The sequence below is a fragment of the Luteibacter mycovicinus genome (assembly GCF_000745235.1).
Taxonomy (GTDB): Bacteria; Pseudomonadota; Gammaproteobacteria; order Xanthomonadales; family Rhodanobacteraceae; genus Luteibacter; species Luteibacter mycovicinus.
The window spans coordinates 554762-575057 of the sequence record NZ_JQNL01000001.1; the positions used below are offsets into that span (position 1 = coordinate 554762).

Annotated in this window: 15 protein-coding genes; 12 read left to right on the top strand and 3 right to left on the bottom strand. The window is 64.9% G+C overall.

The features are described from left to right. Window positions 1-12: 12 nt before the first annotated feature. Window positions 13-1755, top strand: coding sequence for a M28 family metallopeptidase (locus tag FA85_RS02435; RefSeq protein WP_081907422.1), 1743 nt, complete (start codon window positions 13-15; stop codon window positions 1753-1755). 39 nt (window positions 1756-1794) lie between these two features. Here the strand turns inward: FA85_RS02435 and FA85_RS02440 are convergent, their stop codons facing one another. Next, complete coding sequence (locus tag FA85_RS02440) at window positions 1795-3222, bottom strand: porin (protein ID WP_036112349.1); 1428 nt, start codon at window positions 3220-3222, stop codon at window positions 1795-1797. 311 nt (window positions 3223-3533) lie between these two features. On the opposite strand from FA85_RS02440, the gene FA85_RS02445 reads away from it, so the two are divergent. From FA85_RS02445 to FA85_RS02475, 7 genes are all read left to right on the top strand, one after another. Beyond that, window positions 3534-5801, top strand: a complete 2268-nt coding sequence (locus FA85_RS02445) for a TonB-dependent receptor (protein ID WP_239709072.1) — start codon at window positions 3534-3536, stop codon at window positions 5799-5801. A gap of 275 nt (window positions 5802-6076) precedes the next feature. Then, window positions 6077-6259, top strand: a complete 183-nt coding sequence (locus FA85_RS02450) for a hypothetical protein (RefSeq protein ID WP_036112346.1) — start codon at window positions 6077-6079, stop codon at window positions 6257-6259. A gap of 49 nt (window positions 6260-6308) precedes the next feature. Then, window positions 6309-6644, top strand: a complete 336-nt coding sequence (locus tag FA85_RS02455; RefSeq protein WP_036112344.1) for a hypothetical protein — start codon at window positions 6309-6311, stop codon at window positions 6642-6644. A 5-nt stretch (window positions 6645-6649) separates the two neighbouring features. Further along, window positions 6650-7024 carry a GntR family transcriptional regulator gene (locus FA85_RS02460; RefSeq protein WP_036112341.1) on the top strand — a complete coding sequence of 125 codons (375 nt, stop codon included), beginning with the start codon at window positions 6650-6652 and terminating at the stop codon, window positions 7022-7024. Continuing rightward, entirely contained in the window at window positions 7021-7878 is an 858-nt protein-coding gene (locus FA85_RS02465) for an ABC transporter ATP-binding protein (RefSeq protein ID WP_036112339.1), read from the top strand. Before FA85_RS02460 ends, FA85_RS02465 begins: the two co-directional genes overlap by 4 nt. After that, window positions 7875-8837: a hypothetical protein gene (locus FA85_RS02470; RefSeq protein WP_036112336.1), complete on the top strand. Its 963-nt coding sequence runs from the start codon at window positions 7875-7877 to the stop codon at window positions 8835-8837. Before FA85_RS02465 ends, FA85_RS02470 begins: the two co-directional genes overlap by 4 nt. A gap of 218 nt (window positions 8838-9055) precedes the next feature. After that, window positions 9056-12505 (top strand): patatin-like phospholipase family protein, encoded by a 3450-nt coding sequence (locus FA85_RS02475; protein WP_036112333.1) that lies wholly within the window; start codon window positions 9056-9058, stop codon window positions 12503-12505. A gap of 37 nt (window positions 12506-12542) precedes the next feature. Here FA85_RS02475 and FA85_RS02480 read toward each other — a convergent pair whose 3' ends face one another. Continuing rightward, a complete protein-coding gene (locus tag FA85_RS02480; protein WP_036112330.1) occupies window positions 12543-14657 on the bottom strand; it encodes a TonB-dependent receptor family protein in 2115 nt (704 codons plus the stop codon). Window positions 14658-15059: 402 nt separating this feature from the next. Next, window positions 15060-16457, bottom strand: coding sequence for a class II fumarate hydratase (locus FA85_RS02485; RefSeq protein ID WP_036112327.1), 1398 nt, complete (start codon window positions 16455-16457; stop codon window positions 15060-15062). 202 nt (window positions 16458-16659) lie between these two features. Here FA85_RS02485 and purB point away from each other — a divergent pair, with 202 nt between their 5' ends. From purB to FA85_RS02505, 4 genes are all read left to right on the top strand, one after another. Beyond that, window positions 16660-18027, top strand: a complete 1368-nt coding sequence (purB, locus tag FA85_RS02490; RefSeq protein ID WP_036112325.1) for an adenylosuccinate lyase — start codon at window positions 16660-16662, stop codon at window positions 18025-18027. Between the two features lie 91 nt (window positions 18028-18118). Further along, entirely contained in the window at window positions 18119-18439 is a 321-nt protein-coding gene (locus FA85_RS21785) for a hypothetical protein (RefSeq protein ID WP_156108704.1), read from the top strand. A gap of 39 nt (window positions 18440-18478) precedes the next feature. Continuing rightward, a complete protein-coding gene (locus FA85_RS02500; protein ID WP_036117368.1) occupies window positions 18479-19681 on the top strand; it encodes a cupin domain-containing protein in 1203 nt (400 codons plus the stop codon). Continuing rightward, window positions 19678-20172 carry a DUF7931 domain-containing protein gene (locus FA85_RS02505; protein WP_051943483.1) on the top strand — a complete coding sequence of 165 codons (495 nt, stop codon included), beginning with the start codon at window positions 19678-19680 and terminating at the stop codon, window positions 20170-20172. Before FA85_RS02500 ends, FA85_RS02505 begins: the two co-directional genes overlap by 4 nt. Window positions 20173-20296 lie beyond the last annotated feature (124 nt).

Genomic DNA, 20296 nt, shown 5'->3' on the forward strand with positions numbered 1-20296 from the left:
GTATGCCCGCCGATGCGTCGACTCGCTCTCGCCTGCCTGACCGCCCTGACCCTGGCGGCCTGCCAGTCCCACGATGAAGACAAGACCGCCGCGGCACCCGCGCCGGGCCCGGCCAGGGTGTCCACCTCCCCGCCCCCGCCGTTGCCCGCCGTCGCTAACGAACACCACGATTTCAGCCCGGAGATCACGGCCGGCGACTTCGCGTCTCACCTGCGCACGATATCCTCGGACGAGTACGACGGCCGCAAGCCGGGCACGCTGGGCGAGCGCCTGACCACCAACTACATCGTCGAGCAGTTCAAGCGCATGGGCGTGGAGCCCGGCAACAAGGGCGACTGGCTGCAGACCGTGCCCGCGGTCTCCACGGCGTTGAACGACCAGGACACCCTGAAGCTCGATGTCGCCGAGGGCGGCGCCCAGGAGGACTTCGCCTTCGGCAAGGACATGGTCGTAGGCACGCTCCAGGCCAGGGCCGATGTGGAGCTGAAGGATTCGGACGTGGTTTTCGTCGGCTACGGCGTCAACGCGCCGGAGGCCCAGTGGAACGACTTCGACGGCGTCGACGTGAAGGGCAAGACCGTGGTCATCCTGGTCAACGACCCGGGCTGGAACGGCAACGACCCGAGGCTCTTCAAGGGTCGCGAGATGACCTACTACGGCCGCTGGACATACAAGTTCGAAGAGGCCGCACGTCAGGGCGCCGCCGCCGCGTTCATCGTCCACCAGACCGAGCCGGCCGCCTACGGCTGGAACGTGGTGCAGAGTGGCTGGACCATGCCGCGTCTGGATCTGCCCGAGAGCGAGGCGCCGGGCCCCCGACTGCCCGTGGCCGGCTGGCTCACGCATGAAGCGGCGCAACGACTGTTCGCGAAGGCCGGCAAGAATTTCGACGACCTGGCCAAACAGGCCGATGTACGCGGTTTCAAGGCCGTGCCGCTGGACGCGAAGGCGAACATCCACCTCAACAGCACCATCTCGCATTCGCTCAGCAACAACGTGATCGGCATGATCAAGGGCAGCGAGAAGCCCGACGAAGCCGTTGTCTACACCGCGCACTGGGATCATCTGGGCCACGATCCATCGTTGAAGGGGCACCAGATCTACAACGGCGCCGTCGATAACGGCACCGGCATCGCCGCCATGCTCGAGATCGCCGGCAAGTTCGCGCAGGAGAAACCGAAGCGCACCGTCGTGTTCGCGGCGGTGACGATGGAGGAATCGGGTCTGCTGGGCTCGCAATTCTACGTCGCCCACCCGCCCTTCCCACTCGCGAAAACGGTCGCCGACATCAACATGGACGCGCTGCCGATCACGGGAGCGACGAAGGACATGGAAGTGACCGGCCTGGGTCAGGGCACGCTGGAAGACATTTTCGCGGATGTGCTGAAAGCCGATGGCCGTGTCGTCAGTGGTGACGCCACGCCCGAGAAGGGCCACTACTTCCGCTCGGATCACTTCAACTTCGCCAAGGCCGGCGTACCCGCCCTGGCCGCCGGTGGTGGCATCGACATGGTCCAGGGCGGCAAGGCCGCGGGTGAAGCGGCGGCCGAGGATTACACAAAGAATCACTACCACCAGCCCACCGACGCGTACGACATGCGCTGGAACTTCGACGGCGTGATCCAGAACGTCAAGGCGTATTACGCGCTGGGCGAAAAGCTGGCCGACAGCGATGTATGGCCGGAGTGGAAGGAAGGCAGCGAGTTCAAGGCGATACGCGAAAAATCGCTGGCGGCGGGTACCAAGAAGAAATAACCCGATCCAGGCGCGCCCCTACCCCGCGCGGCAGGAGCGTCAGTAGTTGACCTGCAGCTGCACCCTCAGCAGCTGCCCGTCGATCCGCCGGTACGGCGCCGCACTCACATCGGTACGGCGCATGTTCGCCCACGCCACCGCCAGTTCCACGGCGCTCGACGGCTGCCACTCCACGCCCAGCTCCGTCTCGTCCACCGACATCTTCGGCGCGTTGTTATCGAACTTGGCCGCGCCGCGATACGTTTGCCATTTCGCGTAGGGAATCAGCGATCCATAGGCATCGCCATCGAACTTGTACATCACCTGCGCATAGCCGCCCCGCAAGGACTTCGTCCGGACGGTGCGGCTGGCCACATCGAGTTCCGGCCCCTTTCCGACCGTCCACTCCGCCTGAAAACCGAACGGCTGCGGGTAATACACGACGTGCGCAGCGACGCGACGATCCGTCGAGCCTGCTTCGGGCGCGTCGACCACCGGCGTGAACGTGCGGCCGTCGATCGTCGCCGACGCGGTGCTCACCTTGTAGCGACCCGAATACGCATCCGCGCCCACTTCGAGGAACTGCCCGTTGGCGAACTTGAACGGATACGAGAAGTGGATGACCGAGTGCAGCTGGTCGTTGCGATCCGGTCGGTTGGCGCCCTGCCCGTTATAGACGCCGATACCGAAGACACCGTAATCGCCGGAGCCCTTGAGCCCTGACTTGACCAGGTACGCGTAGCGCTCCTTGATCTCCTTCGGCGTCCAGTAGAAGAACACGCCCAGGTCACGCTCGTCGCGTACGCCGGAGTTGAGCGCGTCCGCGCGATCCAGCGCCAGACGATTCTGGCTCGACTGCAGGTCTTCCCAGCCGTACGGAATCTTCGACTGACCCGCGCGGATGCGGAAGGTCTTGTCCTTGTCGAGCCAGAGGTCCGCGTAGGCATCGCGCAACTGAGCGAAGTTGCCCGTGCTCGAGCCCGACGGCGTGCTGGCGAGGTCCGGCTGGATGTAGATCGACATCTTGTCGGTGACATCGCCGCTGATCACCACACGGGCCCGACGGATGCCAAAGCCCTGTTCGCGGCCGATGTAGCGATCGCCGGGCGACTTCAGGTCCTTCGCGTCATCGCCGAGTTCCTGGTTGTAGCGCATCTGCACGTAGCCGCGGATCCCGATCTTGTCGTACCAGGCTTTCGACGACGAAGCCGGCTTTGCGGCACTCGCCACGCTTGCCGACGCCGACGCGGCTCCACGTGGAGCGGCGATCCCCGCGTCCGCGACAGCGGGCGCCGTGACGGCGGCAGGCGCCGGGTTGTCGCTGACCTGGGCGAACCTGCCCAGACGCGTGCGACCCGGGCCGGGTTCCGCAAAGATCTGGCGGGTCTCCGAGTCCACATACAACTCGATGGCTGCCTGAGGCACGCCCTCGGCGGCCGCGGTTCCGCACATGGTCCAGAAGGCGGCGGCAAGGGGAAGTCTCTTCATTCCAGCATGCTCCGAAAGTATTGAGAAAAACCTCAAACGTCGTCGATCATGACGTTTAATGGTTAAAAACACCGACAAGGCGTCGGACGGGGCGCAAGGTATCGAGCCCTCGTTTCACTTCCGTGACAGCCCGCGATTTCGTGACGCGGCAGTAAGTTTTTGCAATGCAACGCTTTCGTCATGACAGCGTCACAGGGGATAATTTGCGGGTTCGGGCCCCGCCAGGGGATTTGGCACCGTACGAACGGTTCGTACGTTGGCGAGGCTCGTTTTCCCACCCAAGTACCCCCACCCAGGCGGAAACCAACACCATGTCCCATGCCAGCACGCGCCGCATGCCGCGTCGCCTCGCCATTGCCCTGAGCATCGCCACCGTCCTTGCGGCCGGTTCGAGCTTCGCCCAGGACGCCACGCCCACCAGCCAGGCCCCCGGCAAAACCAAGTCGGCCACACTCGAGACGATCAACGTCACCGCCGAAAAGCGCACCGAAGACCTGCAGAAGGTGCCCATCTCGATGACGGTGGTCACGGCCGAAAAACTCGAGTCGTTCGGCCAGGCCGGTGACGGCGTGCTGCAGCTCGCTTCGCGCGCGCCGAGCGTCTATGCCGAGACTTCTTACGGTCGCGAGTTCCCGCGCTTCTATATTCGCGGTCTGGGCAACAGCGACTTCGACCTCAACGCGTCGCAGCCGGTGTCGATGGTTTACGACGACATCGTCCAGGAAAACCCGATTCTCAAGGGTTTCCCGCTGTTCGATCTGGAGCAGGTCGAAGTACTGCGCGGCCCGCAGGGCACCCTGTTCGGCCGTAACTCGCCGGCTGGCGTGATCAAGTTCGAGTCGCGCAAGCCGACGCAGGAAACCGAAGGCTACGCCCGCGTGTCTTATGGCTCCTACGGCACGGCCAATGCCGAAGCCGCTCTCGGCGGCAAGCTCAGCTCCAGCTGGTCGGGCCGCGTCTCCGCACTCGCGCAGCACCGGGACGGCTGGATCGACAACGACTACAAGGGCAAGAAGGACGACCTCGGCGGTTACAACGATCGCGCGGTCCGCCTGCAGGCGCTTTACAAGGCAACGGAAGATTTCGACGCCCTGATCAACGTCCACGCCCGCTGGCTCGACGGCAGCGCGATGGTCAACCGCGCCAACGCGATTACCCCCGGCGGCGATCAGTTCGTGCCCGGCTTCGATCGCGACTCCGTCTCGCAGGACGGCAACAACAAGCAGCACCTGTTCACCTGGGGCAGCAACCTGCACCTGAACTGGCACTTCGGCGACCTGAACTTCGCGTCGATCACGGGCCTCGAGCGCGCGACCACGTACAGCCTCGGCGACGTCGACGGCGGCTACGACGCCTCCGAAACCCCGGCCCGGAGCAGCTTCACGAACCGCACCACGCCGTTCTTCTCGGAAACGGCCGACGCCCTGCCGAAGGACCGCCAGATCACTCAGGAATTCCGCCTGTCGAACGACGCGTCGGATCGCCTGAAGTGGCAGGTCGGCACGTACTACTTCGACGAAGACATCGCGATCAGCAACTTCTCGTACGACACGCTCAATAACCACGTGCTCAACGGCTGGGTGGATCAGAGCCAGCGCACGAAGGCCTGGGCGGTGTTCGGCTCGGCGGACTTCAACTTCACCGATACGTTCGACGTACGCGCCGGTGCGCGCTGGTCGCACGACAAGCGTGAGTTCAAGGCGGAGCGCTTCCTCGGCTTCACGGGCCCGGTGGGTCCGCTGACCTCCGATCCCACCGATGCGCGCTGGAGCGGCGACCTGACCGGAACGTGGCAGCTGTCGAAGAACGCCAACGTTTATGCTCGCGTGGCCAACGGTTTCCGTGCGCCCAGCGTGCAGGGCCGGATCAACTTCGCCAACAGCATCTCGACGGCCAAGCCGGAGACGATCACCTCGTACGAAGTGGGCTTCAAGTCGACCACGGACGACCAGAAGCTGCGCTTCAACGCGGACGTCTACAAGTACAACATGCACAACCAGCAGCTGACGGCCGTCGGCGGCGCGACCAACGTCACGCAGCTGATCAATGCGAAAAAAACCGAAGGCTACGGTGCCGAGTTCGATCTCGAGGCTTACCTGACCCCGCAGTTCTACATGACCGCCGGCGGCAGCTATAACCACACCGAACTGAAGGACCGCGATCTCGCCATCGCACCCTGCGGCGGCGGCTGCACCGTGCTCGACCCGCTCAACCTGTCGGGCAATGCGCTGATCAATGGCAACACGCTGCCCAATGCCCCGAAGTGGATCGGCACCTGGACCGCGCGCTACGGCATCCCGTACGGCGAGAGCGGCGAGTTCTTCGTCTACACCGACTGGAACTACCGCAGCGAAGTGAACTTCTTCCTGTACGACTCGGCGGAGTTCAAGAGCAAGCCGTTCCTGGAAGGCGGCATCCGTGTCGGTTACAACTGGGACTTCGGCAAGCGCGAAGTCGCGTTCTACGGCCGCAACATCACCAACAAGAAGGTGATCACCGGCGGCATCGACTTCAATAACCGTACGGCGTTCGTCAACGACCCGCGGATTATCGGTGTGGAGTTCCGCGCGGAGCTGTAAGGCTTCGGGCGGCATCGTTCGGCTGACGGCCGGCTCTTTTGGAGCCGGCCGTTTTCGTATGGGAACCGCGGGCAGGGCTCCCGCTAAACCTTTTGGGAAAACCCCGCATCAGAAGGGGTGCCTGCCGACGCACCGCACCAGCACAGCGCGGCACGGCCATTCGGCCTAGGCCATAAGTCATATGGAAATTAACGAAATTTCCGTTGACGACTGAAAATCTGGTGTTATAGTTCACTACAACACCGGTCACCCACAGCACCACAGGAGCATACGTCATGAAATCCCCGAACTACATCGCCCTCGCCGCTTCCGTCGCCATCGCCGTCGCCAGCCTGGCCGTTTTCAGCAGCACGTCGACGACCGCCGCGCCGCTGGCTGTGATCAACGGCACCAAGGTCACGAACATGGCCCCCGTCGTCGTTTACGCCGACACCGGCGCCACCGTCGCCGCCCTCTAACCTCAACACCTGCACGGCAAAGCCCGCAGCACGTCATCGGAGTCGTCCCATGAAAGCGCCGAATCTCATCGCACTGACCGCCTCTGTACTCATCGCCGGAACCAGCGTGTTCGCCCTGCGCTCCTTCGATGACCGTGCTGCCGCCATGATTGCCGCACCCCATTTCGTCAACGGCGTCCGCGTCGTCGACCTGCCCGCCCTGGAAGTCCGCCCCACCGCCGCCGATGTGCGCGAAGCGGCTCTGGGTAGCGATGCCAGCCTCGATTCGGCCGCCGCCGCGCTCAAGCGCAGCGCGGAGGATCGCGCCGCCGCCCTTATCGGCGCACAGCTGGCCATGCCCTACTATTCGTTTGGAAATGCACTGCGCCGCACGGCGAAGGATTGAACTACATGTCCATCACCTGGAACGACAGCGTCCCGATCTACCGCCAGCTGCGCGAACGCGTGGTGGCGATGATTCTGGACGGCGCCTTGAGTGAGGGCGACCCGCTGCCGTCGGTACGCCAGGTCGCGGGGGATTTTCAGATCAACCCGCTGACCGTTTCGAAGGCGTATCAGGAGCTGGTCGACGAACAACTGGTTGAGAAACGGAGGGGTCTTGGCATGTTCGTGATTGACGGAGCGCGCGACGCGCTGCTTAAAAGTGAGAGAGAGCGCTTCCTGCGCGAAGAGTGGCCGGCGCTGTTCGCCCGCCTCCAGCGCATGGGCCTCGACCTGAAAACCCTGATGCGTGAAGCCCATGGCTCCACAGAGGATCCGTCATGACCGCGGTCGTTACCGCCACCGGCCTGACCAAGCGCTTCAAGTCGTCCCTTGCGCTGGATGGCGCCTCCTTCCAGATCGGTTCGGGCCGCATCGTCGGCCTGATCGGCCCGAACGGCGCCGGCAAGACCACAGCTCTCAAGGCGATCCTTGGCCTGACCACCTTCGACGGCGAGCTCAACGTGCTCGGCCTCGACCCCCGCAAGGATCGCGGCAAGCTGATGGAACAGGTCTGCTTCATCGCTGACGTCGCGGTGCTGCCGCGCTGGCTCAAGGTGGGTGACGCGGTGGACTTCGTCGCCAATACGCACCCCCGGTTCGACCGCAAGAAGTGCGACGCCTTCCTGGCCCGCACCAAACTGCAGCCGGGGCAGAAGGTGAAGCAGCTGTCCAAGGGCATGATCGTCCAGCTGCACCTCGCACTGGTGATGTCGATCGACGCGAAGCTGCTGGTCCTGGACGAGCCGACACTGGGCCTGGACATCCTCTATCGCAAGCAGTTCTACCAGAGCCTTCTGGAAGACTACTTCGACGAAGAGAAAACCATCCTGGTGACGACCCACCAGGTCGAGGAAATCGAACACATCCTCACCGACCTGATGTTCATCCGCGACGGCAAGATCGTGCTCGATACGGACATGGACAGCCTGGGCGAGCGCTTCGCTGAAGTTCTGGTCGGCGCCGAACACGCTCCCGCCGCACGCGCCCTGCAACCCCTGGATGAACGCCAGGTGTTCGGCAAGAGCATCTTCCTCTTCGACAACGTCAACCGGCTGAAGCTGGAAGAGCTGGGCGAGGTACGACGTCCGTCGATCGGCGACCTCTTCGTCGCCACCATGAAGGGCACTTACGCATGAAAACCTTCTACTGGATGGTCAAGCGCGAATTCTGGGAGCACAAGGGCGGGTTTTTCTGGGCCCCGGTGATCACCGGCATCGTTTTCCTCGTGCTCAACACCATGGGCATCGCCGTGGGCGAAGTGTTCGGCCGCAGCAGCAAGTGGGGCGGCTTCAAGTTCGACCAGATGCACTTCCAGGGCGGCATGGACGCCGAGCAGCTACGCAATGCGGGTGCGGCCGTCGACATCATGTTGTACGCCGTGGCTGGCATCGTGCTCGCGGTCACCGCCATCGTGATTTTCTTCTACTGCCTTGGCGCGCTGTACGACGACCGACGCGACCGCAGCATCCTGTTCTGGAAGTCGCTGCCGCTGTCCGATACGTCCACCGTGCTGTCGAAGGTGGCGAGTGCCGCGCTGGTCGCCCCCGTCATTTCCATCGTGGTCGGCGTGGTCGTGGGTCTTTGCCTGGCGATGGTGCTGGCGGTGGTCGGGTCCCTGCATGGCCTGGGCATCTGGCGCCTGCTGATGGAGGCTCACCCGATTCAGGTCGTGCTGAAGCTGGTGCTGCTGATCCCGCTGTATGCGATCTGGGCGCTGCCCACCATCGGCTGGCTGCTGCTCTGCTCCGCCTGGGCTCGTGGCAAGCCGTTCCTCTGGGCGATCGCCCTGCCCCTCGGTGCCGGCGTGATCGTCAGCTGGTTCGGCCTGATGGGCCTGGCGGGTCTGGAAAGTGGCTGGTTCTGGAAGAATATCGTGGGCCGCCTGCTGGGCAGCCTGGCTCCCGGTGGATGGGTCGGCAATGCGTCCCCCATGATCGTCCCCGGTCACGACAATCCGGCCGACCTGCTCGAAAGCCTGGATCTGGCCTACCACTACAGCGCGCTGGCCAGCCCCTCGCTCTGGATCGGAGCCGCGGCGGGTGTGGCGATGATCGCCGGTGCCATCTGGTTCCGCCGATGGCGCGACGACAGCTGATCCATGCACCAGGCAGCGGCCCCTTCGGGGGCCGTTTGCTTTCACGCGCCGCTGCTGACCGCCGCCGATGTGCGAGGCGCTTTCCGATTCGTGCGCCAGCGCACGGGAATACGCTGGATGGCGGGTTGCGAGCCATCGGCACGGACGCTACAACAACGTAACGAAGCGCCCGGCGTGGGGACCGCCGCATCGTATCGACCCAGCCAAGGGATTCGGATATGACGGCAGTGGAAACTGAAAGCGAGGCGCTGGCCCGGCGGCGCTCCGAGGCCGGCGTGGCCAGCGGCGAGCCCGTCATCGGCCTCGCGTTGTCGGGCGGCGGCATTCGCAGCGCGACGTTCTGCCTGGGCCTGCTGCGCGCGCTGGCGCGGAACAAGGTGCTGCACCGGTTCGACTATCTGTCCACTGTCTCGGGCGGCGGCTACATCGGATCGGCACTGGGCCGATTGTTTCATGCCGGCGCCCATGGCGACGCCGCCTCAGTGGAAGCCGGCGTCGCCAATGACCGGTCGTTGTTCCTGTGGTGGCTACGCAACAACGGTCGCTTTCTCGCACCAGCCGGTGCTCGCGACCTGCTGCAGGCGTTTTCAAGCCAGCTTCGCGGCTTTCTCGCCACTCAGGCGGAGGTCCTGGTGCTGATGATGCTGGTCGCCTGCGCGGTCACCCTTCCTCACCTCGCCTATTCGTGGTTCGTCCCCCTCACACAAAACATACCCCTGGCCGTCAGCCTCTGGTGGTGGCTTTTACCCGTTCCGCTGGCTGGTGTGCTTACGGCTTGCTACGGGTACTGGTTCCTCGGGAAGGAAACGGGTAGCGGTATAGCGACCGCTCTGATCGCCGCCGGCGTCGGCATGTACCTCGGACACTGGGCCTACACGGCTCAGGGCGGAGCCACTCCGGCCTCGTTCGACCAGATTCTGCTGGGCACCGCGGCCTTCCTCCTGCTACCCGCGCCACTCGCATGGCTCTGCGCACGGGTCAGTGGCCTGCGAAGAAAGGAAGAAGCCAACCGCGTGCGTTACACGACGGCGCTGGCGATGTGCCTGAGGGCGCTTGCCGCGGTCTTCGCCCTCGGCGCATTCGACATGCTCAGCTGGTACCTGAAGGTCTGGCTCGTCGCGGCACTGAGCGGGAACGCGACGGGTCACGTCGCCGCCGGCGTCGGAATCACCACGCTGCTGATGAGCCTCGCGCGCTACCTCATGCCCATGCTGCAAGACGGCGGTAAAGGCGGCATGGTGAAGATCTCGTGGGGTGTCGTGGCGAACGTGCTGGGTATCGCCCTGACGCTCGCCCTCACGCTGTTCTGGATGACGATTTTCCAGACGCTGATCTTTCCTGCGAAGGATGATCCACTCAGCATCCTCCTGCGCAATGCGTATGCGCGGTGGGCATGGGTGGCGATCGTCAGCGCCATCTACATCCTGCTCAACGGACGGGCCCTGCAACAGCTCAATCGATCGTCGCTGCACTACTTCTACCGTTCGCGCATCGCACGGGCGTATGTTTCCGTCGGCAATGTCGCGAGCGACGGGGCGCCCAGCCCGCGATTCCCGGCCAGCCCGCTCGTGGACAACACGCGCGAACTCACCGAAGAAGTGACCAAGGTCACCCGGCTGCTGGATGGCGACGACCCTGGAATGACAAGCTACACGCCGCATCGCTTCGGCGGCCCCATTCATCTGGTCAACTGTTGCATCAATCAGACGGTGGACGACCGCACGGGTACCTATAACGCGGATCGCAAAGGCGTCAGCCTGACCGTGAGCGCGCTCGGTGTGGAAACGGGAACCCACGGGCCCGTGGCCGGATCGGAGGCGCTTCTCGAGCACACCACACTGGCCGAATGGATCGCGATTTCGGGCGCGGCCGTGGGCTCGGGGATGGGATCGTTGACCCGGCCTGGCACGGCGGCGATGTCCTTTCTGAGCGGCCTCCGCCTCGGCTACTGGCAGGCCAACCTCACGGTCGGTTACGTACGCGGGCGAGTATGGTTCGCCAAATACCGCGCGATGCTGGCCGAGATGTTCGCGCGCTTTCCCGGCCTGCGCAGCCGTGACTGGTATCTGTCCGACGGTGGCCAGTTCGACAACACCGGCGTCTACGCGCTGCTCAAACGACGCCTCTCGCTCATCGTGCTGGCCGACTGTGGCGCCGATCCCGATTTCCGCTTTGCGGATGTCGAGAATCTGGTGCGCAAGGCGCGCATCGACTACGACGCAACGATCGCGTTCGTGGATCCCGACCAGCTGGCGCCGGCGGCCGGCCCGCTCGCGGCGTTGTTCGGCTCGCCGAACACCCTCGAAGCCGCACCGGGCGACGCCCACCTGATGCTGGCCCGCATCACCTATGTCGATGGCACGCGTGGAACGCTGCTGGTGGTCAAACCACGCCTCCCCACCGACCTGCCGCTGGACGTCGCCGGCTACGCCGGCAGCGACAGCAGCTTCCCCCAGCAAAGTACGACCAACCTGTTCTACAGCGAAGCCCAGTGGGAGAGTTATTGCGAACTCGGTGCGCTGCTTGGCGCGCCGGTCGATGCCGCCATGCTGCGCCACGCCGGCGACTGGGCATGGAGCACACCGGTCCTCGGCGCGAACTGCGCCACGCTCTCTCCGGCGGCGACGCCAATGACCCGTGGACAGCGACTGGCCACCACCGTCGGTACCGGCATCGGCGTGGGCGCCCTGCTGACCGCCCTGCTCGCCGGATGGCAGGCGTGGGACGCCCATTCGCAGCAACGCCTGTCCCTGCAAGCGGAAAGCGCGAATCTGGCTCGCCAGCTCAACAGCGATACCCGTCTGCTCATCGATTACCTGTCCACGCCCACCGTCAAGGGCGGCGAATTCGACAGCGAGATGGACGCGCAGGTAAACATGCTAACCGCGGTGATCGGTGGCCTGACCTTATCGGACGAACAGAAGCGCGTCTTTCAGGATGTGAGCGACCTGCTGCAGCCTATATGCCTCCGCACATCGGATGCCGGACTCTCGACCCAGTGCAGCCGCCAGGCGTTCGCCCTGAGCGCCGACGGGATGGCGTCGAAAGGCGACTGGGACCGGGCCATGGACGACTATCAGGCCTGGCGTGACGCAGAGCGAGATGCGGTGTTGCAGGCCCGACGCGATGCCGACGTGCTCGCCCGCACGCCGCCGGCGACGCAAGCCTCAACGCCCGGGGCAGCCTCCGCACAACCGACGAGTGCCGTCACCGGCACGGTTGCGAGCGCGCCGCCACCGCCCGCGCCATCGCCCGCTCCGCCGTCGGCCGCCCCGTCGGCGGTCGGACCCCGCGACGCGGCGATCAAGGCCTGCGGCAGCGCACGCCAGCCTTTTATGCTCTATACGCAGATCTACGAGGAAAGCCAGCGCGTGATCGTGCTGCGCGAACTCGCGGCGGTGCGCCAGCTCGGCATCGTGGCGGCGGGCGTCGAGAACGTCACCGAGACGGCCAGACGTGACGGTCGCCACGGCCCGTTCGAATGGAAGACGCCCACCCTCCTCTATGCACCCGATGGCAAGGACTGCGCCACTGCACTGGTGAACTGGGCGAACGCGACCATGCCTTCGCTCGCGCACAATCCCGCGCGGGCCGTGCCGCTACCGATCGGCACGGGTAGTGCGAATGTTCTCGAACTTTGGGTGCCGCGGCCGTTGGCCGCACGGTGATCCAAGCGAAGCTGGCCGATCGTCGAAACGTCGAGCGTCAGAAGGACAGCTCCAGCCCGACAGTCACATTGCGACTCGGAGCCGGCTGGCGGCCCCACGGGCTGGTATCGATTCCCCTGTACCAGTACCGCTTGTCAAAAAGGTTGTTTAGCGCGAGCGATCCCGTCAGCACCGACGTGCCACGCGTCATCAGCACCTGCGTCCACTGCGCGTTCCATACGGCGTAGGAAGGAAGCTGACCGACCGAGGCGATAGCGTTCTCCGCGCGCGTATTGGCCGCATCGGTGTACGCGCTGCTGAAGTAATAGCCGGACAACGCGACCGTTGTATGACCACGTGTATACGAAGCGCCGAGACTGACCTGGTTGCGCGAGGTGTATGGCACACGGAGGCCTTCGTACAGGCCGGATTTCTGCTCGGCGTCGAGATAGGCATAGCCTGCGGTGAGCTTCAGGCCGTCCAGCACTTCAGGTGACCAGGCGACATCCGCCTCGAGGCCCTGGTGCACGGTCTTGCCGATATTGCCGTAGGTACGCGTGGTGTTGTCGAGCTGGATCTGCTTATCGAAGTCGATCCGGTAGACGTCGGCGTGGATCGCCGTGCGCGCGGATGGGTTGAACCGCGCACCGAGCTCGTAATTCCATGCGAGTTCGGAATCGAGGTTATCGCCGAACACGATCTGGGTCACCTGCGGCGCGCGCAGGGAGCGCTGCGCATCCGCGTAGACGTACCAGCGCTCCGATGCCTTGAAGCCCAGGGTCAGGCCGGGCAGCCAGTTGCGCACGTTGTTGGTGAACGACACACCGTTGGCGCGATTGAGATAGGTCGCGTCGAGGTGCTCGTAACGCACACCCGGCGTCACGGTGAACCGATCGTCCGCGAAGCCGATGGCGTCGCTGAGGTAACCCGCCCAGGCGCGGTCGCGGAACTGCCAGTCGCGGACCAGCGTGTAGACGCCGTTATCCAGGCCCGTGTTGCCCACGAGAAAATCGATGTCCTCGTGGACGGCACGGGCGCCCACGGTGATCTGCTGGGACACCGGCCCATCCACGTGCAGGCTGAACTGGGGTTGCGTGCCGTAGACTTTGAAGCCGCGTGGTGCACTCTGCAGCAACTGCGGCGGCAGATCGGGGCGCCAGGTCTCGGTGGCGAGACGACGCATGCCCACGATGAAGTTGCGCTCGCTGTCCGCTCTGAAGTTGGTCCAGCTGAACTTCGAGCTGTCGAAGGCCCACCAGGCACCCAGATCCTGCTCATACGTCAGCGAGGCACGCGTGGTGGTGCCATGGAAGCGATCGAGCGGACGTGTGGCCTGACGCGGGTCGTCAAGGTAATCGGCGACAGACAGTGCACCAGCCATATCCATGCGCGCCACGTAGCGCTGCACATCGGCCTTCAATACCTTGTCGTCCGCGATCCACCATTCGGTACGCAGACGTACGTTTTTCACGTCGGTGCCGCTGTGTCCGCGAAAGTATTCGCCCTTGAGGTAATCGGCGTCGAGCTGCATGCCGAAGTTCGGCGTGAAGTAACCTCCGGTCGAGACCGAGGTGTCGCGGAGCATCTGGCCACGGCCGTAAGCGGTGATCTTCTCGCCGACGGTCGTCGTCCAGCGCTCCGGGATCGGCTTGCTGACGAAGTTGATCACGCCACCGACGTTGTTCGGGCCGTACTGCACCGCGGCGCCGCCGCGCACGATATCGATGCGGTCGATCTGGTTCATGGTGACCGGGAACAGCGAGAGGCTGGTCTGTCCGTAGGGCGCGAGCGAGAGCGGAATGCCATCGAGCAGCGCCTGAACGCGACCGCTGCGGCTTTCATAGAGACCACGCAGAGCGATCTGGGGCAGTACGCCGGTACCGGTCTCGTCGAAGATCTTCACACCGGGCACGCGCTGCAAGGCATCGTCAAGAGACCGGTTCGCACCTGTCGACAGCGCTTCGTGGTCGATGACCTGGCGGCTGCCCGCATACGTCCTGACGTCTTCCACGCGCGACGCGCCCAGCACGCTGCCCGTCACGACGACCGGGTCGAGCTTGCGTGTCTTGTCCGTCGCCGTGTCCTGCGTGCTGTCCTGCGCCGCCGCGGCTTGCGCGGTGAGCGCGAGGGTCAGCGCGATAACGATTTGCCGCTGGCGGATGCGGTCCTTCATGTAGCGTTTCCGTCGGAGAAGAGAGAAGTCGGACGTCGCGCAGCCCGGCGACGCGGTTGTGTGAGGCGACCTCAAGCAACCCGCGGTTTTCGCCGCAGGAACCACGGACAATGCGGAGCCGGGAGCGAATTCGGAATGCCGGTCTGCCGACTCCTTGCGTCCTGTCGCGTCAAGGGTAGAGCGACCACGGCGAACGATAATGCGAATTATTATCGATAACAAGGGGCCGGTCGTACGTGCGAGGTGGGATTGGGCGATGCTCGCGCGTAATCGGGAGAGGCGGCGAGCTACCGTGCCAGACCCACGTGTAGGAGCGCGCCCTGCGCGCGATCCGGCGTCGTCTGACGCCTATCGCGCGCAGGGCGCGCTCCTACCTTGATTTCCTTGGGCTGACCCGACGGGTCAACCGCCGCCTCCGCCGCCGCCGTGGATCCCGCCCTTGGTCAGCGCCGCCGGATCGAGCAGTTTGGCCAGCTCGGCTTTGCTGAGCCCCGTGGTCTCGAGCGCCACGTCCATGATGGGACGCTTTTCCTTGTAAGCCTGCTTGGCGGTCGCGGCGCCCTTCTCGTAACCGATCACGGGATTGAGTGCGGTAACCAGGATCGGATTTTTGTCCAGGGCTTCGCGAATGTGCTCCTGGTTGACCTTGAAGCCGGCGATCGCCTTGTCGGCGAGCAGCGTCGTCACGTTGGCCAGGATCTCGATCGACTGCAGCAGGTTGTAGGCGATGACGGGCAGCATGACGTTGAGCTGGAAGTTGCCCGACTGACCCGCGATCGCGATGGTCGCGTCGTTGCCTATGACCTGAGCGGCGACCATCGCGGCTGCCTCGGGGATCACCGGGTTGACCTTACCCGGCATGATCGACGAACCCGGCTGCAACGCCGGCAGCTCGATTTCACCCAGCCCGGCTAACGGACCGGAATTCATCCAGCGCAGGTCGTTGGCGATCTTCATCACCGCGACGGCAAGCGTGCGCAGCTGGCCCGACAGTTCGACCGGTGCGTCCTGTGCCGCCATGCCGGCAAAGTAGTTTTCCGAGGACTCGAATTTCAGCCCCGTCAGCTTCGACAGCTCCGTCGCCACGGCCGGGCCGAACTTCGGATCGGCGTTGATGCCCGTGCCCACCGCGCTGCCGCCCTGCGGCAGACGACGCGTGCGCTTCAGCGTATCGGTAATGCGCTCGGCGGCATCGCCGATCTGCGCCGACCACCCCGAAAGCTCCTGACCGAAGGTGATCGGCATCGCATCCATCAGATGCGTGCGACCGGTCTTTACCACCTTCCTCAGTTCCTTCGCCCGGCCGTCGATGACCTTGCGCAGATGCTTCAGCGCGGGCAGCAGCTTCTCGCTGGTCGCCAGCGTCGCGCTGACCAGGATGGCCGTCGGAATGACATCGTTGGAGCTCTGCCCCGCGTTGACGTGATCGTTCGGGTGAACCGGGCTCCCTGCCGCCTCGGCCAGGTGTGCGATCACCTCGTTGGCATTCATGTTCGAGCTGGTGCCCGAGCCGGTCTGGAACACGTCGATCGGAAAGTGCTCGTCGACCTCACCGGCTGCCACGCGCTCGGCGGCGGCGCGGATGGCCTTGGCGGACGCTTTGTCGAGGTGGCCCAGTTTGACGTTGGCCTCGGCGGCCGCCGATTTGATCAGGCCCAGTGCGCGGATGAACTCGCGCGGCAGGGTGAGGCCGGAGACAGGGAAATTGTCCACCGCGCGCTGGGTCTGGGCCCCGTAGAGGGCTTTGGCGGGGACCTTCAACTCACCCATGCTGTCACGTTCGGTGCGGAACCTTGTCATGCGGGAAGCTCCTGTGGGGATTCCCTTACATTAAGCCTCGCAAGCACCCATCGCCAGCCGTCTGGCTCCCGTCGGGCCGCCGCTAAGCGGTAGAGGCCCGTTCTGGCGGGAGCCCGCCTCCTGGCCGTTCGCGGTAACCGGACCCCACCACCCCGCCGGGTTATAATCTCCGGCTGCTCCCGCCAAGCCTCAGGAACACCCCATGTCCCACGCCACGCTGACCGCCCTTTCGCCGCTGGACGGCCGCTACGCCTCCAAGGTCGAGCCGCTGCGCCCGATCTTCAGCGAATTCGGCCTCATGCATCGCCGCGTACATGTGGAAATCCACTGGCTGCTGGCCCTGGCCGCGCATCCGGGCATCATCGAGCTGCCGGCCTTTCCGGCCGACGCGGTGAAGACCCTGCTCGCCATCGCCGACGACTTCTCCATCGAAGACGGCGAGCGGATCAAGGCGATCGAGGCGACCACCAACCACGACGTGAAGGCGGTCGAGTACCTCATCAAGGAGAAGATCGGCAACGATCCCTCCCTCGCCCAGGCCAAGGAGTTCGTGCACTTCGCCTGCACCAGCGAAGACATCAACAACCTCGCCTACTCGCTGATGCTGCGCGACGCCCGAGAGTCGGTGCTGCTGCCGGCGCTGGATCAGGTCATCGCGAAACTCCGCGCACTGGCGCACGAACACGCCGGCCTGTCGCTGCTGTCGCGCACGCACGGCCAAACCGCCTCGCCCAGCACCATGGGCAAGGAAATCGCCAACGTCGTGGCGCGTCTCGAGCGCCAGCGCAAGCAGCTGGTCGCGATCGAGATCCCGGGCAAGATCAACGGCGCGGTCGGCAACTACAACGCGCACGTCATCGCGTACCCCGCGGTGGACTGGCCGGGTCTCGCCTCCCACTTCGTCGACGGTCTGGGTCTCACCTTCAATCCGTACACCACGCAGATCGAACCGCACGACGGCATCGCCGAGTTCGCCGACGTGCTGCGCCGGATCAACATCATCCTGATCGATCTCGCGCGTGACATCTGGGGTTACATCTCGCTGGGATACTTCCGCCAGGCACTGAAGGCGGGCGAAGTCGGCTCGTCCACGATGCCGCACAAGGTCAACCCCATCGACTTCGAGAACGCCGAAGGCAACTTCGGTCTCGCCAACGCCCTGCTCGGCCACTTCGCCGAGAAGCTCCCGATCAGCCGCTGGCAGCGCGACCTCACCGACTCCACCGTGCTTCGCGCGCTGGGCACGGCCTACGGTCACTCGCTGGTCGCCATCGAGTCGCTGCTCAAGGGTCTGGGCAAGCTCAACGTCAACGCCGAACGCGTCGCCGCCGACCTCGACAACAGCTGGGAAGTGCTGGCGGAGGCCGTGCAGACGGTCATGCGCCGCTTCGGCCTGCCGGAGCCGTACGAGCAGCTCAAGGCCCTGACCCGCGGCCAGGGGATTACGAAGGAGTCGATGCGCGCGTTCATCGCTGGCCTCGACCTGCCCGCCGACGCGAAGCAGGCGCTGGCTGAGCTGACGCCGGCGTCCTACATCGGTCTCGCCGACAAACTCGCGCGCGATATCTGAGTCGCAAGCACGGCACCAAGAAAAGAGCCCGGCACGTGATATGCCGGGCTCTTTCGTTTTTCACCTGCGATTTTAAAACCGCCGATCAGTGATGATCGCGATCGTCATCGCAGCGATGGTCGCGATCATCGCAATGACGATCACGATCGTCATGGTAACCCGGACCACCGCGGTCTCCGTAGCCACCGTGGCGATGGTCGCGAATGATGCAGCCGCTCAGGGAGAAAGCGGAAAGCAGAACCAGTGCGATAAGCAGCGGACGTTTCATCAGAACCTCTTTCGATCGCGGCTTATTGCCCTGGACGTAACGTACGCGTGCGTCAATCAATGCGTGATGAAGCGCAGGAAGCGGTGTTCTGGCTTTTCGCGCGCAGGGCGCGCTCCTGCGACGCAGGCGCCGGCTGGGCGGTGACGCAGCGCGGAGGCGGGCTGCGCGGCTACAATGCCGGCCATGGCCATCCAGACCCCCACCCGTAAGCCCCTCCCGATCGAAGTGCGCGGCAGCGCCAGCCAGCCGCTTGGCATGAGTGCCGCGCAGTTTCTGCGCGATTACTGGCAGAAGCGTCCGCTGCTGATCCGTAACGCCTTCCCGGACTTCGAAGCGCCCATCGAGCCCAACGATCTCGCCGGCCTGGCCTGCGAAGAGGGGGTGCTCGCCCGCCTCATCATTCATGACGAAAAGCGTGACCGCTGGACGGTCAGGAGCGGCCCCTTCGAGGAAGCCGAATTCGGCAAGACGCCCAAGCGTGACTGGACCCTGCTGGTCCAGGATGTCGACAAGTGGGATGCCGACGTGGCGGGCCTGCTCGAGCACTTTGCGTTTCTGCCCAGCTGGCGCGTGGACGACGTCATGGTGTCCTATGCCGAGGACGGCGGCGGCGTCGGCGCGCACGTCGACCAGTACGACGTCTTCCTCATCCAGGGCATCGGTCAGCGCCACTGGGCGATCAGCGACGACCCGGACGCACCGCTCGACTTCCGCAACGACGTCGAACTGAAGCAGCTGAAGGAATTCCTGCCGACCCACGAGTGGCTGCTCGAACCCGGCGACATGCTTTACCTTCCGCCAGGCGTGCCGCACGACGGCGTCGCCCTGGGCAACTGTATGACGTTGTCGGTCGGCATGCGCGCGCCCTCGCAGGCCGAGCTGACCGGCGACCTGGCGGACTTCCTCGCCGAACGCATGCCCGACGAGCTTCGTTACACCGATGCCGACCTGACCCCGGTCAAGCGTATCGGCGAGATCGACACGGCTGCGCTCAACCGCCTGCGTCAGGCCCTGCCGTTCGCCGCCGCGCTCGATCGTGACCTGCTGGCCGACTGGTTCGGGCGCTTCATCACACGCTACCGCAATGCCCAGTCCCCGGCCGCGCCTCCGAAGGCGACCACCGTCGCCGCGCTGGACAAGGCACTGGCCGGTGGCTCGGGCCTGATCCGTCACCCCTACGCGCGGCTTGCGTGGGTGCGTGGCAAGAAGGACGCCACCCTCTATGTCAGCGGCAGTGCCTACGCCTGCCCGGCCGATCTGGCCGAGCGACTGGCCACCGAGCGGGACGTACGCCTGCAGCGCGCGCCCTCGGCTGCCGAACGGGAGGTTCTGCTGGCTCTGGTCAACGACGGCGCGCTGGTCGTTCGCAAGGGTCGCTCCCGGTGAGCGGCGCGGCGGACACCGCGCTGATCGTCGAGGACCGTGCCGGTCTCGAGATAGCGCATGTCCGCCTGCTGACCCAGGCCCGCTACCGGGCCGCGATCTACCTGCCGCGCATGGACGTCGGCATGCTGGACCATGAGACGATCCTCACTGAGCTTCGCCGCCTGGCCACCAGCGGGCGGCAGGCGCAGGTCCGTATCCTCACCCATGATGCCGAGCAGGCGCACCGCGAGGGTCACCGGCTGATCGCCCTCGCCCAGCGCCTCCCCACGGCGGTTTCCATCCGTGTGCCGACCGATGAAATCCACCTGGGCTACGCATCGGCGTTCATCTGCGATACGACAAGTGGCTACCTGTTCCGCCCGGTGGCGAGCCGCTTCGAGGCGCGTGGCGATCTCGACGCACCCGGTGAGACCTCTCGCCTGATGGCCTATTTCGAGGAAGTCTGGGAGCGGGCCGAGCCCGCGTGGCAAATAAGACCACTTGGGATCTAGCTGACATGAGAAACGTCGATTCAAGTTGGCGTGATGCCGCAGCACGGAGCTATACTTAACGGATTCTTATGCCGCGGCACGCCCTCGTGCGGCCAGCGGCAGCCCGTCCTTTTCGTGTGTGCCG

Bases quoted from the DNA above. Each gene is read 5' to 3' on its own strand.
- FA85_RS02470 (WP_036112336.1), top strand. From the start codon at position 7,875: ATGAAAACCTTCTACTGGATGGTCAAGCGCGAATTCTGGGAGCACAAG.
- purB (WP_036112325.1), top strand. From the start codon at position 16,660: ATGTCCCACGCCACGCTGACCGCCCTTTCGCCGCTGGACGGCCGCTAC.
- FA85_RS02485 (WP_036112327.1), bottom strand. From the start codon at position 16,457: ATGACAAGGTTCCGCACCGAACGTGACAGCATGGGTGAGTTGAAGGTC.
- FA85_RS02445 (WP_239709072.1), top strand. From the start codon at position 3,534: ATGTCCCATGCCAGCACGCGCCGCATGCCGCGTCGCCTCGCCATTGCC.
- FA85_RS02500 (WP_036117368.1), top strand. From the start codon at position 18,479: ATGGCCATCCAGACCCCCACCCGTAAGCCCCTCCCGATCGAAGTGCGC.
- FA85_RS02455 (WP_036112344.1), top strand. From the start codon at position 6,309: ATGAAAGCGCCGAATCTCATCGCACTGACCGCCTCTGTACTCATCGCC.
- FA85_RS02440 (WP_036112349.1), bottom strand. From the start codon at position 3,222: ATGAAGAGACTTCCCCTTGCCGCCGCCTTCTGGACCATGTGCGGAACC.
- FA85_RS02460 (WP_036112341.1), top strand. From the start codon at position 6,650: ATGTCCATCACCTGGAACGACAGCGTCCCGATCTACCGCCAGCTGCGC.
- FA85_RS02435 (WP_081907422.1), top strand. From the start codon at position 13: ATGCGTCGACTCGCTCTCGCCTGCCTGACCGCCCTGACCCTGGCGGCC.
- FA85_RS02465 (WP_036112339.1), top strand. From the start codon at position 7,021: ATGACCGCGGTCGTTACCGCCACCGGCCTGACCAAGCGCTTCAAGTCG.
- FA85_RS21785 (WP_156108704.1), top strand. From the start codon at position 18,119: ATGATCGCGATCGTCATCGCAGCGATGGTCGCGATCATCGCAATGACG.
- FA85_RS02480 (WP_036112330.1), bottom strand. From the start codon at position 14,657: ATGAAGGACCGCATCCGCCAGCGGCAAATCGTTATCGCGCTGACCCTC.
- FA85_RS02475 (WP_036112333.1), top strand. From the start codon at position 9,056: ATGACGGCAGTGGAAACTGAAAGCGAGGCGCTGGCCCGGCGGCGCTCC.
- FA85_RS02450 (WP_036112346.1), top strand. From the start codon at position 6,077: ATGAAATCCCCGAACTACATCGCCCTCGCCGCTTCCGTCGCCATCGCC.